This is a genomic window from Hoeflea phototrophica DFL-43 (genome assembly GCF_000154705.2).
Lineage (GTDB): Bacteria > Pseudomonadota > Alphaproteobacteria > Rhizobiales > Rhizobiaceae > Hoeflea > Hoeflea phototrophica.
This window is the reverse complement of sequence record NZ_CM002917.1, coordinates 1,391,160-1,405,379: the sequence shown is the minus strand read 5'-3', so window position 1 is coordinate 1,405,379 and position 14,220 is coordinate 1,391,160. Positions and strand designations below refer to the sequence as shown.

At 59.7% G+C, this 14,220-nt stretch carries 17 protein-coding genes; 4 read left to right on the top strand and 13 right to left on the bottom strand.

Translation table 11 applies throughout. From position 1 onward, the window contains the following. Nucleotides 1-11: 11 nt before the first annotated feature. The 12 genes from rnhA to coxB all read right to left on the bottom strand — a co-directional run bounded on the left by rnhA (nucleotide 12) and on the right by coxB (nucleotide 9,452). Nucleotides 12-476: a ribonuclease HI gene (rnhA, locus tag HPDFL43_RS06535; protein WP_007196496.1), complete on the bottom strand. Its 465-nt coding sequence runs from the start codon at nucleotides 474-476 to the stop codon at nucleotides 12-14. Beyond that, complete coding sequence (locus HPDFL43_RS06530; protein ID WP_007196495.1) at nucleotides 473-1,453, bottom strand: homoserine kinase; 981 nt, start codon at nucleotides 1,451-1,453, stop codon at nucleotides 473-475. The genes rnhA and HPDFL43_RS06530 overlap by 4 nt, the downstream gene beginning before the upstream one ends. 2 nt (nucleotides 1,454-1,455) lie before the next feature. Then, nucleotides 1,456-2,454, bottom strand: a complete 999-nt coding sequence (gene ispH, locus HPDFL43_RS06525) for a 4-hydroxy-3-methylbut-2-enyl diphosphate reductase (RefSeq protein WP_007196494.1) — start codon at nucleotides 2,452-2,454, stop codon at nucleotides 1,456-1,458. Nucleotides 2,455-2,486: 32 nt separating this feature from the next. After that, on the bottom strand, nucleotides 2,487-2,852 hold the full coding sequence (locus HPDFL43_RS06520; protein ID WP_007196493.1) for a DUF1304 domain-containing protein: 366 nt from the start codon (nucleotides 2,850-2,852) through the stop codon (nucleotides 2,487-2,489). Between the two features lie 68 nt (nucleotides 2,853-2,920). Beyond that, a complete protein-coding gene (locus HPDFL43_RS06515; protein ID WP_007196492.1) occupies nucleotides 2,921-3,664 on the bottom strand; it encodes an SURF1 family protein in 744 nt (247 codons plus the stop codon). Beyond that, the gene (locus HPDFL43_RS06510) at nucleotides 3,657-4,040 is read right to left on the bottom strand and encodes a DUF983 domain-containing protein (RefSeq protein WP_007196491.1); all 384 of its coding nucleotides are present in this window, start codon (nucleotides 4,038-4,040) and stop codon (nucleotides 3,657-3,659) included. The genes HPDFL43_RS06515 and HPDFL43_RS06510 overlap by 8 nt, the downstream gene beginning before the upstream one ends. 97 nt (nucleotides 4,041-4,137) lie before the next feature. Further along, on the bottom strand, nucleotides 4,138-5,013 hold the full coding sequence (locus HPDFL43_RS06505; protein WP_007196490.1) for a cytochrome c oxidase subunit 3: 876 nt from the start codon (nucleotides 5,011-5,013) through the stop codon (nucleotides 4,138-4,140). A 64-nt stretch (nucleotides 5,014-5,077) separates the two neighbouring features. Continuing rightward, nucleotides 5,078-5,686 (bottom strand): cytochrome c oxidase assembly protein, encoded by a 609-nt coding sequence (locus HPDFL43_RS06500; RefSeq protein WP_007196489.1) that lies wholly within the window; start codon nucleotides 5,684-5,686, stop codon nucleotides 5,078-5,080. A gap of 8 nt (nucleotides 5,687-5,694) precedes the next feature. After that, a complete protein-coding gene (locus tag HPDFL43_RS22105) occupies nucleotides 5,695-5,844 on the bottom strand; it encodes a hypothetical protein (protein ID WP_169743232.1) in 150 nt (49 codons plus the stop codon). A gap of 2 nt (nucleotides 5,845-5,846) precedes the next feature. Next, a complete protein-coding gene (locus HPDFL43_RS06495) occupies nucleotides 5,847-6,785 on the bottom strand; it encodes a heme o synthase (protein WP_007196487.1) in 939 nt (312 codons plus the stop codon). 120 nt (nucleotides 6,786-6,905) lie between these two features. Further along, nucleotides 6,906-8,558, bottom strand: coding sequence for a cytochrome c oxidase subunit I (gene ctaD, locus HPDFL43_RS06490; RefSeq protein ID WP_007196486.1), 1,653 nt, complete (start codon nucleotides 8,556-8,558; stop codon nucleotides 6,906-6,908). Nucleotides 8,559-8,576: 18 nt separating this feature from the next. Then, nucleotides 8,577-9,452 carry a cytochrome c oxidase subunit II gene (gene coxB, locus HPDFL43_RS06485; protein ID WP_007196485.1) on the bottom strand — a complete coding sequence of 292 codons (876 nt, stop codon included), beginning with the start codon at nucleotides 9,450-9,452 and terminating at the stop codon, nucleotides 8,577-8,579. Between the two features lie 426 nt (nucleotides 9,453-9,878). On the opposite strand from coxB, the gene HPDFL43_RS06480 reads away from it, so the two are divergent. The 3 genes from HPDFL43_RS06480 (at nucleotide 9,879) to HPDFL43_RS06470 (ending at nucleotide 13,094) form a co-directional block, all read left to right on the top strand. Next, nucleotides 9,879-10,343: an invasion associated locus B family protein gene (locus HPDFL43_RS06480; protein WP_483423440.1), complete on the top strand. Its 465-nt coding sequence runs from the start codon at nucleotides 9,879-9,881 to the stop codon at nucleotides 10,341-10,343. A gap of 122 nt (nucleotides 10,344-10,465) precedes the next feature. Continuing rightward, entirely contained in the window at nucleotides 10,466-11,881 is a 1,416-nt protein-coding gene (gene tldD, locus HPDFL43_RS06475) for a metalloprotease TldD (protein ID WP_007196483.1), read from the top strand. A gap of 157 nt (nucleotides 11,882-12,038) precedes the next feature. Continuing rightward, entirely contained in the window at nucleotides 12,039-13,094 is a 1,056-nt protein-coding gene (locus HPDFL43_RS06470; RefSeq protein ID WP_052093168.1) for a polysaccharide deacetylase family protein, read from the top strand. Between the two features lie 2 nt (nucleotides 13,095-13,096). On the opposite strand, the gene pdxH is transcribed toward HPDFL43_RS06470, so the two are convergent. After that, a complete protein-coding gene (gene pdxH / locus HPDFL43_RS06465) occupies nucleotides 13,097-13,711 on the bottom strand; it encodes a pyridoxamine 5'-phosphate oxidase (RefSeq protein ID WP_040449103.1) in 615 nt (204 codons plus the stop codon). Between the two features lie 38 nt (nucleotides 13,712-13,749). Here pdxH and HPDFL43_RS06460 point away from each other — a divergent pair, with 38 nt between their 5' ends. Beyond that, nucleotides 13,750-14,208, top strand: coding sequence for an RT0821/Lpp0805 family surface protein (locus tag HPDFL43_RS06460; RefSeq protein WP_052093167.1), 459 nt, complete (start codon nucleotides 13,750-13,752; stop codon nucleotides 14,206-14,208). Nucleotides 14,209-14,220 lie beyond the last annotated feature (12 nt).

The following is a 14,220-nucleotide window of genomic DNA, read 5'->3' as shown; positions in this document are numbered from 1 at the left end:
GGCCAGTTTACTCAGCCGGCGCTCCTTCGGGGCGCCGTTTTGTTTTTGTAGGGCTCCATGCCAAAGCGGGCCAGTTCATCGGCCCGCTCGTTTTCGGGATGACCGGCATGGCCCTTGACCCAGTGCCAGTTGACCTTGTGCGGTTTGCGCGCCTCTTCGAGAGCTTGCCAGAGCTCGGCATTCTTCACCGGCTTTTTCGCAGCCGTTTTCCAGCCGTTCTTCTTCCAGCCATGGATCCACTTGGAGATGCCGTCCATGACATATTTGCTGTCGGTGTGAAGCTCCACCTCACAGGCACCCTTGAGCGCGTTGAGGGCATTGATCGCAGCCAGCAACTCCATGCGGTTGTTGGTGGTCGCAGCTTCGCCGCCCGACATTTCCTTCTCGATCTCGCCATAGCGCAGAATCGCGCCCCAGCCGCCGGGGCCGGGATTGCCGGAGCAGGCGCCGTCGGTGAAAACCTCGACCTTTTTCATGAAACCATATCCTTTCGGCGCAGCCCGTACTCGACGCTGGAGCCAATCTGCCGATGAAAGCGCAGCTTACGCAGATATTCGAGCGGGTCCTTCTTGACCACCAGCGCGCCCTCTGGGGTCGTCAGCCAGTCATGCAGGCGGGTCAGGAAAAAACGCAGTGCCGCGCCGCGAGAAAGCACCGGAAGCGCCTCGGCCTCGGCCGCTGAGAGTGGTCGCACGGACTGATAGCCATCGATCAGGGCCATGCCCTTGGTCAGGTTGAACGCACCATCCGGCTCGAAACACCAGGCATTGAGGCAGATCGCGACGTCATAGGCGAGAAAATCATTGCAGGCGAAATAGAAATCGATCAGCCCCGACAGACTGTCCTCGATGAAGAACACATTGTCAGGAAACAGATCGGCGTGGATGACTCCCTCGGGCAAGCCCTGCGGCCAGTGGAGCTCAAGGTCCGAAAGCGCCTGATCGATTTCGGCGCGCAGGCCCGGCTGCACCTCATCCGCGCGCGTGCGCGAGCCATCCCACAGGGGACGCCAGTTGCCCACGGTCAGTGCGTTTTCGCGCCGTATCTGAAAATCTGCGCCGGCCACATGCATCTCCGCCATGGCGCGGCCCACCTCGCGGCAGTGGATCGCCTGTGGCTTGCGCAGCCACGCGCCATCCAGGAATGAGACCATTGCTGCGGGCCGGCCTGCCAGCTCTCCCAGGCTCTCGCCATCAAGGCGCGGGATCGGCAGCGGGCAGCTGAGCCCGTTTTGCGACAGATGATCCATCAACCCCAGAAAGAATGGCAGATCGGCCGCAGCCACGCGCTTTTCATAAAGCGTGAGAATGTAGAAGCCGGTGGTGGTCTTGAGCAGGAAGTTCGAGTTTTCGACACCTTCCGCAATGCCCTTGCAGGAGAGCAGCGTTCCAACATCATACTCGGTCAGGAAGGACTTGAGCTGATCTTCGCTCACATCGGTGTAAACCGCCATCGTCACCGCACTCCGTTGACGAAGGCCATATCGGCGGCCGTCAATTCGACATCACGAAGCTCGCGGTTGACCAGAAAATTCTCGGTCTCTTTCACGGTCTCGGCAAGCTCGATGGTCGCATCGAAGCGCTCCCTGAAAGCCTCGATGATCTCGTTGACCACGACCTCGGGGGCCGAGGCCCCGGCCGACACGCCAAGCAGGCCGATATCGCCCACCGCATCCCAGTCGATCTCGTGAGCGCGCTGCAGCAGGATCGAGCGTTTCGCACCTGCCTTGAGCGCCACTTCCACCAGCCGCTTGGAATTGGAGGAATTGGGCGCGCCAACCACGACGAACAGATCGCAACCCGGTGCCGCCTGTTTGACCGCTTCCTGGCGGTTGGTGGTGGCGTAGCAGATCGATTCTGCAGCCGGCGCGTTTATCAGTGGAAACCGCTCGCCCAGCCGGGCAATCACATCCGCGGTGTCATCGACCGACAGGGTGGTCTGGGTGACAAAGCCCAGAGCTGCGGGGTCAGCGGGTTCAAACGCATCAACGTCTTCGACAGTTTCGACCAGCGTCACAGCACCGGGTGGCAATTGGCCCATGGTGCCGATGACTTCCGGGTGCCCCTTGTGGCCGATGAGGACCACATGGCGGCCCTGGCGTTCGTGCCGCATGGCCTGTTTGTGGACCTTGGAAACCAGCGGACAGGTGGCGTCGAGGAAGAACAGATTGCGTTGTTCGGCATCCGCCGGCACCGATTTCGGGACACCATGGGCGGAGAAGATTACCGGCTGGCTCTGATGCTCGGCGGGGATTTCGTCGAGCTCTTCGACAAAAACTGCGCCAAGCGTCTCGAGGCCCTCAACCACAAAGCGGTTGTGCACAATCTCGTGGCGGACATAGACCGGCGCACCATATTTCTTGATCGCCAGCACCACGATCTGGATCGCGCGGTCTACACCGGCGCAGAATCCGCGCGGACCGCAAAGCCTTATGGTCAGGGGAGTTTTGGTCATGGTCTCATCTGCTTGTTCATACGGTCCGGGTCTCAGCGGGCGGCGATCACGGCGATCATCGCCAGCGCTGCAGGCAACGCCTGGATGAAAAGGATCTTACGCGAAGCGGTGGCGCCTCCATAGAGGCCGGCAACGACGACACATGCCAGGAAAAACAGCTTGAGCTGAAAGGCGACAGCTGCATCGGGATGGATCAGCGCCCAGATCAGGCCTGCGGCGAGAAAGCCGTTGTAGAGCCCCTGATTGGCCGCCATGACCTTGGTTGATTCCGCCTGTTCGCGGCTCAGGTTGAAGGCTCTCATTCCACGCGGCGAGGTCCAGAGAAACATCTCCAGCACCAGAATGGTGATATGCTCCAGCGCCACAAGCGCCACCAGGATCAGTGCAAGAACCGCCACTTGAATACCCTTCGTCGGATTGCCGTCATTCCCGGTACCATGTCAGAGCGGTCAGGTGCCAGATGCAATCAGGATTTTCGTCTCAACCAGGCGAAAAGGCTCACTGCAACAAGTGCAAGCGCCAACCCGTACCAGGTGATCGCGTATTGCAAATGATTGTTCGGCAGATCGATCACCGTGACACCGCCCCTTGGCAGCCCGCCGGGAACCGGCGTGGCGTCGGCATCAAGGAAGAACGGCAAGACCTTGTCGGCCGGCAGGCCGGCCCTGGCGGCCATAAGGTCGAGATCCTTCCAGTAGTAGATGTTTGCCTGCTCGTCATTGTCCGGAACCACCATGGATGGCTTTTGTTCGAGCTTTTCTCGGGCCAGACCGTTGATGCGCTGCTCGCCTTCCAGCAGGCTTTCGGGCCGGGTCGCAGGCTCCTTGAGGTCATAGGGCACAAAGCCGCGATTGACGAACAGGAAACGGCCATCGGCGAGTTCGAGCGGCGTGTAGACATAAAAGCCGCTCTGCCCATTGAAGGTGGCAAAGAAATGCTGTTCGCCGGCATTGAGGAACCGTCCGACAGCAAAAGCGGTGCGGTATTCAATCGGCTCTGATGCCGCAAGCGCAGATTGGATTTCCGGCAAGCCGACCGGCTCGGCCTGGCTGCGCTGTTCAATCGCGGCCAACAGGTTCTCTTTCCAGATCAGGCGCTGGACCTGCCAGGTGCCAAGCGCAGCCAGCACAACGAGAGCCGCCGGCACCAGCACAATGGCGATCCAGACGCGTGCTGGAGTGCGCGGCGCTTTGTGTGTTGCTTCAACCATGATCGATCTGACCTTCAGCCGCCTTGTTGCGGTACTGAAGCGCGATCATCAGCCCCTTGAGAGCTCGCAACAGACCAAGCGACAACACGGTCGCCAGCGGGATCCACATGATCAGATGCACCCAGAGTGCGGGGCTGTAATTGACCTCGAGCCAAAGCGCCAGGCCAACAACAATGAAGCCAACAATCATGATGACGAAGACCGCTGGTCCGTCGCCGGCATCGGCAAAGCTGTAATCCAGCCCGCAAGCGCCACAGGCCGGCTTGACACTGAGGAAACCGGCAAACAGCGCGCCATCGCCGCAACGCGGACAGCGTCCGCTCAGACCGACCGACACCGCGTCAACGGGTGGATAATGGGCTTGGTCCTTGGTCACTGCAGTCTCCGATCGGCGGGTTTTTGAAACACACTCTCAAAACGCGCAGGGCGGCAAGTTGCCCTGCCGCCCCACGCTACATGAATTCGGGTCTGCCTCAGTGGTGGTAAATCGGCGCACCCCAGGATGCCCAGACGTAGACCGCGAAGAACAGGAACAGCCAGACCACGTCAACGAAATGCCAGTACCAGGCAGCCGCTTCGAAGCCGAAATGCTGTTTTGCCGTGAAGTGCCCGCGCATGGCCCGGATCAGACAGACGACCAGAAAGATGGTTCCGACCAGCACGTGGAAGCCGTGGAAGCCTGTGGCCATGTAGAAGGTCGCGCCGTAAATCGAATCCGTGAAGTCGAACGGAGCGATCGAGTATTCATAGGCCTGGACGGACGAGAAGATCAGGCCAAGGATTATGGTGAGCGTCAGACCGTATACGAGGCCCTTGCGGTCGCCGTGCAGCAACGCGTGGTGCGCCCAGGTCACAGTGGTGCCGGACAGCAGCAGGATCACGGTGTTGTAGAGCGGCAGGTGAAGCGGGTCGAGAACCTCGATGCCGGCCGGTGGCCACTGACCACCAGTAAAGGCGGCGCGGGCCACCTGATGGACTTCATCAGGGAACAGGCTGGCGTCGAAAAATGCCCAGAACCATGCCACGAAGAACATCACCTCCGAGGCGATGAACATGATCATGCCATAGCGCAGGTGCAGGCCGACGACACGGGTATGGTGACCTTCATGGGCTTCCTTGATGGTGTCGCCCCACCAGCCAAACATCGTGTAGAGAACGATGGCCAAACCAACGAAGAAAAGCACCGGATTGGTGATCGGAAGACCCAGAAGCGAATCCGCTCCATTGAGGCCCTGCATCCAGCCGATTGCGCCAAGCGCCATCACAAGCGCCCCGATCGATCCAATCAGCGGCCAGGGGCTGGGATCGATAATGTGATAATCATGGTGTTTTTGATGTGCGTCGGCCATATCGTATTTCCCCGATAGTCATCTTTTCCCGCCCCGAACCAAGACGTCCGAAGCAATATTGGTCTTACAAGTTACTGTTGTCTTGCACCTGCACCGCCGCCGCCGCAACGGGTTTTTCCGTTTCATGCGGGAAGAAGGTGTAGGATAGCGTGATTGCGTCGATGTTTTGCGTCTCTGCAGCCTCAACAATCTCCGGATCCACGAAAAACAACACCGGCATTTCCATCGATTCGCCGGGTTTGAGTTCGGTTTCGGTGAAGCAGAAGCACTGAACCTTGTTGAAATAAGCGCCTGCGGCCATTGGCGTGACATTGAAGGTCGCCTGGCCGGTGGTCGAGATATCGGCAGTATTTGTGGCAGTGTAATTGACGAGAATTGTCTCGCCGATGCGGACTTCCACTTCGCGCTGAACCGGCTTGAAATCCCACGGAAGGCCCGAGGCGGTGTTGGCATCGAAACGGACCTTTACGGTACGGTCCAGAATGGTGTCTGAAAGCTGTTCGGTGCGCTGAATGGTTCCACCATAGCCAGTGACCTGGCAGAACAATTCGTAAAGCGGGACAGCGGCATAGCTGACGCCGAGCATCGACGCCACGAACGCTGAACAGGCAATCACAACCCGGCGGTTCGAGTTGCCTTTTACGTTCTTGGTCTGGTCGGAATCGGTGCTCATCTCGCTCCTCACAACGGCCGGTCAAGAATCGAGGGGCCGATCTTGACGATCGTCACCGCGTAGAAAATGATCACCAGCAGCGCCAGGACCACGGCAAGCGCCACCGAACGCGAACGCCTTGCCTTTTTCTGCTGCTCTGTGAGTTCCACCTGGTCCATGATCACGCCACCACGCCAAAGAACTTGGCGACAAGCCCATCCACAGCAAGTGCGGTAAAGACACCGAACAGATAGAGCAGCGAGTAGCCGAACAGCTTCTTTGCCGGGATCATCTTCTCGTCGCCATCAGGCATCTGCCAGGTCTTGACCGAGTACCAGATGAACGCAACTCCGAGAGCAGCAGCAACGATACCGTAGACGATACCGGCGAACCCCATCAGGGTGGGGACAACGCCACTGATCGCAGTCAAAACCGCATAGAGAACGATCTGATGCTTTGTGGCACGCTCACCCGAAACATTGGGAAGCATCGGCACGCCAGCGCGGCCATAATCGGCGGACTTGAACAGCGCCAAAGCCCAGAAATGCGCAGGCGTCCAGAGAAAGATGATCGAGAACAGAACGATGCTCTCAATCGAAATCGAGTTGGTGACACAGGCCCAGCCGATGATCGGCGGGAAGGCTCCGGCTGCACCACCGATAACGATGTTGTGCGGCGTCGAGCGCTTGAGCCACATCGTGTAGATGACGGCGTAGAAGAAGATGGTGAAGGCAAGCAGTCCGGCCGAAAGCCAGTTCACGGTCAAACCGAGCACACCAACCGAAAACACCGAAAGGAACAGGCCAAAAGCCAGCGTCGTCTCAGCGGACACCTTGCCGGCGGGAACCGGACGCTTGGCCGTGCGGCCCATCAAGACATCGATATCGGCGTCGTACCACATGTTGAGCGCACCGGATGCGCCTGCCCCCACGGCAATGCAGACAATGGCGAGAAAACCCAGCACCGGATGAATCTCTCCGGGAGCCAGCAGCATTCCTACGAAGGCTGTGAAGACCACAAGCGACATCACGCGCGGCTTCAGGAGCGCGAAGTAGTCGCCTGCATCACCGTCCAGCATGGCTGGTCCGGCAAGCCCATCATGTTCATTGGTCATTGACATCGGCGTTACGTCTTTCCCTCTTGCCCCAGGGTTATGGCCGGGGACCGGGTTTTGACCCGGGATTTGCGACCAGACCGCCGGAAGGTTCCGGCGGTCTGGAATTCTCATCGGCGGCGCATGTTACTTGATGCGCGGCAGCTTTTCCCACTGGTGGTAAGGCGGAGGCGATGACAGCTGCCATTCCAGCGTGGTAGCACCCTCGCCCCAGGGGTTGTCACCGGCAACGCGCTTCTTGGCGAAGGCTTCCCAGACACCGAAGAGGAAGATCAGCACGCCGATACCGGAAATGTAGGACCCGTAGGACGATATGGCGTTCCAGCCGGCAAAAGCATCCGGATAGTCGATGTAGCGGCGCGGCATGCCGGCCAGACCCAGGAAGTGCTGCGGGAAGAACACCAGGTTGACGCCCACGAAGGTGACCCAGAAGTGGATCCGCGCGATCAGCGGGCTGTACATGTAACCGAACATTTTCGGGAACCAGTAGTACCAGCCGGCAAAGATTGCGAACACGGCACCCAGCGAAAGCACGTAGTGGAAGTGGGCAACCACGTAGTAGGTGTCATGCATGGCGCGGTCGAGACCGGCATTTGCCAGCTGCACTCCGGTCACACCACCAACGGTGAACAGGAAGATGAAGCCGATGGCCCAGAGCATCGGTGTGCGGAAGGTGATCGAACCACCCCACATCGTTGCAATCCAGGAGAAGATCTTCACGCCTGTCGGCACCGCGATCACCATGGTGGCGAAGACGAAGTAGCGCTGCGTGTTGAGCGACAGGCCGACCGTGTACATGTGGTGAGCCCACACGATGAAGCCGACCGCACCGATGGCGACCATGGCGTAAGCCATTCCGAGATAGCCGAACACAGGCTTCTTGGAGAAGGTCGACACGATGTGGCTGACCATGCCGAACGCCGGCAAAATCAGAATGTAGACTTCCGGATGGCCGAAGAACCAGAACAGATGCTGGAACAGGATCGGGTCACCGCCGCCATCCGGCGCGAAGAAGGCCGTGCCGAAGTTGCGGTCGGTCAGAAGCATCGTGATGGCGCCAGCCAGAACCGGCAGCGACAGCAGAAGCAGGAATGCGGTGATCAGCACCGACCAGGCAAACAGCGGCATCTTGTGCAGGGTCATGCCCGGCGCACGCATGTTGAAGATCGTGGTGATGAAGTTGATCGCACCAAGGATCGACGAGGCGCCGGCAACATGAAGCGACAGGATCGCAAAGTCCATCGCGGGGCCAGGCTGACCTGAGGTCGAAAGCGGCGGGTAGATGGTCCAGCCGCCGCCAACACCCATGGCGCCCGCAGGTCCTTCGACAAACATCGACAGGAGCAACAGGATGAAGGCAGGCGGAAGAAGCCAGAACGAGATGTTGTTCATCCGCGGGAACGCCATATCCGGCGCACCGATCATGATCGGAACCATCCAGTTGGCGAAGCCGCCGATCAGGGCCGGCATCACCATGAAGAAGATCATGATCAAGCCGTGAGCGGTGGTGAACACATTGTACATGTGCTTGCCCGCGTCGATCGAGGCGTCGCCGTCGACGCCGTAGACCATGGACGCGAGACCATGGAAAATCTGGATGCCCGGCGCCTGCAATTCCATGCGCATTGCGATGGAGAGCAGCCCGCCGATGATGCCCGCGATGATCGCGAAGATCAGGTAAAGGGTACCGATATCCTTATGGTTGGTGGAATACAGCCAGCGACGCACAAAGCCCTGGGGCTTGTGATCGTGGTCATGAGCGACAGTTGAACCGGCCATTGCTCTCAGTCCCCTCTCTTAATTTTCGACGGTAGCGGCAACATCGACCGACTTGTTGGCGGTATCGATGGCAGCCATCAGATTTTGATTGGCAGCCTCGACATCGTCGGCCGCGGCAGCGAGCCAGGTGTCAAACTGCTCCTCGGACACAACGCGGATGGCGATCGGCATATAGGCGTGGTCCTTGCCGCAAAGCTCAGAGCACTGGCCGTAATAGAGGCCTTCAACGTCAGCCTTGAACCAGGTCTCGTTGAGGCGTCCGGGCACGGCATCCATCTTTACACCGAAGGCCGGCATGGCAAAGGCGTGCAGCACATCGGCGGCGGTGACCAGCAGGCGCACAGTCTTGCCGACGGGGACAACAACTTCATTGTCGACGGCCAGCAAGCGGGGATAGGCAGCGACATCTTCCTTGCCATAATCGGCGCGATCGCTTTCCTGCAGCATCAGGGCGTCAAACGACAGTTCGTTTTCGGTCTGATACTCGTAACCCCAGTACCACTGGTAACCGGTGGCCTTGATGGTCATGTCAGCTGGCGGTGGCGAATATTGCGCTGTCAGGAGATTGAAGGACGGAATGGCGATCGCCAGAAGAATGACGACAGGTCCGAGTGTCCAAACCACCTCGATGGCAGTGTTGTGACTGGTCTTCGATGGCGTCGGATTGGCGCCGGCACGGAACTTGACCATCACGTAGACCAGAAGTCCGAGAACGAACAGCGTGATCGGAATGATGAACCAGAGTGTGTAAACCTCGAAACCACGGATCTGAGCCATGATTTCGGTTGCTGCAGGCTGGAAAGTCATCTGCCAGTCAACTGGCTGCGCGGCGTAGGCCGAGCTGGCGCCCAGCGAAGCAAACGCTGCAAGCCCTGCAAAAAGCTTGTTGGTCACGTCAAGTCTCCCTCGAGTGTCGTGCCATCTGCATGCGCAGACGGAATCCCTCAATATGATCGGCGCTTCAAACCACAGAATGGCACTGCCCGCAACCGTCGTCACCTGTGTATGATGCGGCATTTTTGCGCGAAACTGGTTTCAGTGGTGTTTTGCACATTGCATCGAGCTGTAAACTGGCGCGAAACGGGGCTTGAAGCCATCTGCAACAGTGTCGCAGGGACCACTAATATGCTTCCGATGGCCGCAAGAATGGGCAGGAGCCGCATTTTTGCCGCAGAAAACAGCACAGAGTTGCCGCTAAGGGTTCCAATTTTGCGCTGTGGACTTACAAACTGTGCAATGATTCGGCGGCTCCGTGGAGTTGAAATGGCATTCTCTTTGAATTTTAAAACTGCTTTTGCGCTGGCTGCAGGGCTGCTTGTTATGCTTACAGCTGCGCACCAGGCACAGGCCCAACAAGCCGGCCAGGTCAAATCCTCGCATGGTGCCTGGTCGATCGTGTGCGACACGCCTGCGGGTGCTCCGAGCGAACAGTGCGCCCTGATGCAAAATGTCATCGCCGATGACCGGCCCGAAGTGGGGCTTTCGGTGGTGGTGCTCAAGACTGCCGATCAGCAGGCCCGCATCCTGCGCGTGCTGGCGCCTCTCGGGGTGCTGCTGCCATCGGGCCTGGGTCTCAATGTCGACGGCAAGGACATCGGACGGGCCTATTTCGTGCGTTGCTTCTCGGATGGTTGCTATGCCGAGGTAATCCTGGACGAGACCCTGCTGACCACGCTGCGGGCCGGAACCACAGCAACCTTCATCGTGTTCCAGACGCCGGAAGAGGGCATCGGCATCCCGGTAGACCTGTCAGGCTTTACCGACGGATACGCCTCGCTGCCGTAAGGCCGCCGGCCTGGGCGTGACGAAAACCCGTCAGCTTCCGGCCTTGGCACTTTTCCCCACGGTTCCAATCGCGAATTGACCACCTATATGTTGGTTTAACGAGACAAGAACGGATCCCGACCATGCAAGACGCGCTCACCAGCCAGTTCGACATTTCGGAAGCTCATGTCGAGCGGATCGTCGCCGATGCGCTCAAAGACGCGGATGATGGCGAGCTTTATCTCGAATACGAGGAAACCGAATCGCTGGTGTTCGACAATGGCAAGCTGAAATCGGGCGCCTATGCGACCGACCGCGGCTTCGGCCTGAGATCGGTGCTTGGCGAAACCTCTGGCTATGCCCACGCAGGCGAGTTGTCCGAATCCGCCCTGAAACGCGCCGCCGACGCCGTCTCTGCCGTCACGCGCGGCGCCACCGGTACCTATTCGGCAGCACCGCAGCGGACCAACAAACTGCTCTACACAGCTGACAATCCCCTCGCCTCGCCCGGGTTCGAGGACAAGGTCAAGCTGCTGCAGACGATTGATCATTACCTGCGAAACAAGGACGAGCGGGTCCGTCAGGTGTCGGTCTCGATCGCGGCCAATTGGCAGGTGGTCGAGATCTTGCGTGCCGACGGTCACCGGGTGCGCGATGTGCGGCCGCTCACACGGCTCAACATCTCGGTAGTGGCAGGCGTCGGCGACCGGCAGGAAAACGGCTCCTTCGGCATGGGCGGGCGCAAATTGTTTGGCGACTTCCTGACAGAGGAAAGCTGGCGTCACGGCGCTGACGAGGCGCTGAGGCAGGCCCTGGTCAATCTTGATGCGGTGCCGGCGCCTGCCGGCACGCTCGATGTGGTGCTTGGCGCGGGCTGGCCCGGCGTCATGCTGCACGAGGCTGTCGGCCATGGGCTCGAGGGCGACTTCAACCGCAAGAAAACGTCGGCCTTTGCCGGCCTGCTCGGCGAGCGAGTGGCCTCCAAGGGCGTCACCGTGGTCGATGACGGAACCATCGAAGGCCGCCGCGGCTCACTGTCGGTGGACGACGAAGGCACGCCATCGGGCTACAATGTCCTGATCGAGGATGGAATTCTGGTCGGCTATATGCAGGACCGCCAGAATGCCCGGCTGATGGGCATGAAGGCGACCGGCAACGGCAGGCGCCAGTCCTATGCGCATCAACCGATGCCGCGGATGACCAACACCTATATGCTGTCCGGCGACCGGACCCCGGGAGATATGATCTCGTCAGTCAAGAAGGGGCTTTACGCGGTCTCCTTCGGCGGCGGCCAAGTCGACATCACCTCGGGCAAGTTCGTGTTCGGCTGCACCGAGGCCTACATGATCGAGGACGGCAAGATCGGGGCACCGGTCAAGGGCGCTATGCTGATCGGCAACGGTCCGGAAGCAATGCAGCGGATCGCCATGGTCGGCAATGATTCAGCGCTCGACACCGGCATCGGCATGTGCGGCAAGGCAGGCCAGAGCGTGCCGGTCGGCGTGGGCCAGCCACATCTGCTGATGAACGCCATGACAGTGGGTGGCACCCAGGCATAAGAGTTCCGCGATTGTTGCTCGCGCAATGAGCGTGTTTCGCTGAAACCGGACACTCCCAGGCGTTGCCAAAAGCAACTGGAGATTGATTCAACAACGGTTAAGCCGCGTCTGTTAGCTTGGTCCCAACTCCGCCTTACCGCGCTTTTGGATCGGATTTATGCACGGACCCCACACTGTCGCTGCACGACGCATGATCAAACGGGCTGCCATTCAGGGCGGGCTGGAGGTCGTGTCGTTGATGGCGAAGTCCAAGATGATGCCGGGCGCGCGAGGGCTGGGCTCAATCTTCACCTTGCATCATGTGCGGCCCGCTCAACAAAAAGAGTTCGATCCGGTCGCGCACCTGGCGATCACGCCGGAGTTTCTCGACGCCAGCATTACCAAGCTCAAGTCGATTGGCTATGTCCCCGTGGCGCTTGAGGATCTCCAGGCATATCTGGCGCAGCCCGACCGCCCGGGACCGGCGATGGTTTTCACGCTGGATGACGGCTATCGCGACAATGATGTCCACGCCCGCCCGGTGTTTGAGAAACACGAGATCCCCTACACGATCTTCATATCCGGTGGCTTTGTCGACCGGACCCACTCGATCTGGTGGAAGACCGCGGAAGAGCTGATTGGCCGTGTCGACCAGTTCGATTTCGACTTTGGTGATGGCGAGACCAGCTATTCAACACGCACGATGCTGGAGAAATATGCCACCTTTGACCGGTTGCACAAGGCGCTGTCCTGCACCGAGCAGGATCACATCATTGCCCAGCTGGACCGCCGGGCACGCGCGGCGGGAATCTGCCCGACCGGGATCGTTGACCGGGAGGTCATGGACGAAGCCGAGCTTGAAGTGCTTGCGCAAAGGCCGCTTGCAAGCCTCGGCGCGCACACCATCAGCCACATCAATCTTGCCCACACCGACGCGTCGCGGATGCGCGAAGAGATCGACCGCTCCGCGGAGCGCGTTGCACAGATCACCGGGGCAAAACCCAGCACCTTGGCTTACCCCTATGGCGACCGCTGCGCGGCATGCCAGCGAGAGTATCAGGCGGCTGAAGAGCTGGGCTTCTCGCTTGCAGTGACGACCAATCCCGGGGTGCTGACAGAGCAGAGCCTTGCCTCGCGGTATTCAATGCCGCGCATCTCTCTCAATGGCTACTATCAGAAGGGCCGCTATGTCGGCGCGCTTGCCTCAGGCATTCCCTTCGCGCTTACAGGCTGATCTCAGGGATAGAGCCGGGTCTTGTCCCAGTCATCCTGGCTGCGATTGAAGACCACCCGGTCATGTAGCCTGAACGGCCGGTCGTGCCAGAACTCGATCGACTGCGGCAGGATGCGAAAACCGGACCAGTGTTCCGGACGCGGGATCTCGCCAACCGCGTGCTTTGCCGTATATTCGGCGACCGCCTTTTCCAGCGCAAAACGGCCTTCCAGCGGGCGCGACTGCTTTGACGCCCAGGCGCCGATACGGCTGCCGCGCGGGCGGGAAGCGTAGTATTCATCGGCCTCGGCGTCGCTGACCTGTTCCACCGGCCCTCTCACCCGAACCTGGCGGCGCAGGCTTTTCCAGTGAAAGCACATTGCAGCCTTCATCGACCCAAGGATTTCGCGGCCCTTCTGGCTTTCGAAATTGGTGTAGAAGACGAACCCGCGCTCATCGAACCCCTTGAGCAGAACCATGCGCACATTGGGCATTCCGTCCGTGTCCACAGTGGCCAGAGCAAGTGCATTGGGGTCATTGATCTCCGAGCCAGTGGCCTCTTCAAGCCAGCTTGCAAACAGCCGATAAGGCTCCTGCGCTTCGGTAAAGTCACCAGTCGTTAACCCTGTTTCGGCCATACTCTTTCCTCAATTCTCCGGATCGGAGCGGTGTATCGGTGACCAGTGACCTAACAGAAGCATACAGAAGCGGAAAGAGCCGGATCGCCATCCGCGCGCCTTTGGCGCTGGTGCTTCCGCTTGCACTGATTGCCGGCGGATGCATGAGCGGTCGGGACAGCGTGGTGTCTGCCCTGACCGTTGACCCTGTGACCACCAGCGCGGTGGCGCCATTGTCGGCGGAAGCCGAGATCATGTCAGATGAGACCGTGGTGCGCGATCTCGCAGGCAGTCTGGGCGCGTCGGAGCTGGCCGGTGCCCATCCCTGGTCGAACGCACTGACCGGTTCGGCCGGGGTCATCACCGGAATTTCCAAAATTTCTGATGGATCACGGGCCTGCCGGCAGTTTCAAACCACCCGCCATGCCTTTGACGGCGTCGCCCTGTTTGACGGCAAGGTCTGCCAAAGACCCGACGATTCCTGGGATCTGGTGACATTCGAGCGCACCGGCAACTGAGGCCCGACAGCG

Excerpts from the sequence above, each read along its gene's own strand:
- rnhA (WP_007196496.1), bottom strand. The coding sequence starts at position 476 with ATGAAAAAGGTCGAGGTTTTCACCGACGGCGCCTGCTCCGGCAATCCC.
- HPDFL43_RS06530 (WP_007196495.1), bottom strand. The coding sequence starts at position 1,453 with ATGGCGGTTTACACCGATGTGAGCGAAGATCAGCTCAAGTCCTTCCTG.
- ispH (WP_007196494.1), bottom strand. The coding sequence starts at position 2,454 with ATGACCAAAACTCCCCTGACCATAAGGCTTTGCGGTCCGCGCGGATTC.
- HPDFL43_RS06515 (WP_007196492.1), bottom strand. The coding sequence starts at position 3,664 with ATGGTTGAAGCAACACACAAAGCGCCGCGCACTCCAGCACGCGTCTGG.
- HPDFL43_RS06505 (WP_007196490.1), bottom strand. The coding sequence starts at position 5,013 with ATGGCCGACGCACATCAAAAACACCATGATTATCACATTATCGATCCC.
- HPDFL43_RS06500 (WP_007196489.1), bottom strand. The coding sequence starts at position 5,686 with ATGAGCACCGATTCCGACCAGACCAAGAACGTAAAAGGCAACTCGAAC.
- HPDFL43_RS22105 (WP_169743232.1), bottom strand. The coding sequence starts at position 5,844 with ATGGACCAGGTGGAACTCACAGAGCAGCAGAAAAAGGCAAGGCGTTCG.
- HPDFL43_RS06495 (WP_007196487.1), bottom strand. The coding sequence starts at position 6,785 with ATGTCAATGACCAATGAACATGATGGGCTTGCCGGACCAGCCATGCTG.
- ctaD (WP_007196486.1), bottom strand. The coding sequence starts at position 8,558 with ATGGCCGGTTCAACTGTCGCTCATGACCACGATCACAAGCCCCAGGGC.
- HPDFL43_RS06480 (WP_483423440.1), top strand. The coding sequence starts at position 9,879 with ATGCTTACAGCTGCGCACCAGGCACAGGCCCAACAAGCCGGCCAGGTC.
- tldD (WP_007196483.1), top strand. The coding sequence starts at position 10,466 with ATGCAAGACGCGCTCACCAGCCAGTTCGACATTTCGGAAGCTCATGTC.
- HPDFL43_RS06470 (WP_052093168.1), top strand. The coding sequence starts at position 12,039 with ATGCACGGACCCCACACTGTCGCTGCACGACGCATGATCAAACGGGCT.
- pdxH (WP_040449103.1), bottom strand. The coding sequence starts at position 13,711 with ATGGCCGAAACAGGGTTAACGACTGGTGACTTTACCGAAGCGCAGGAG.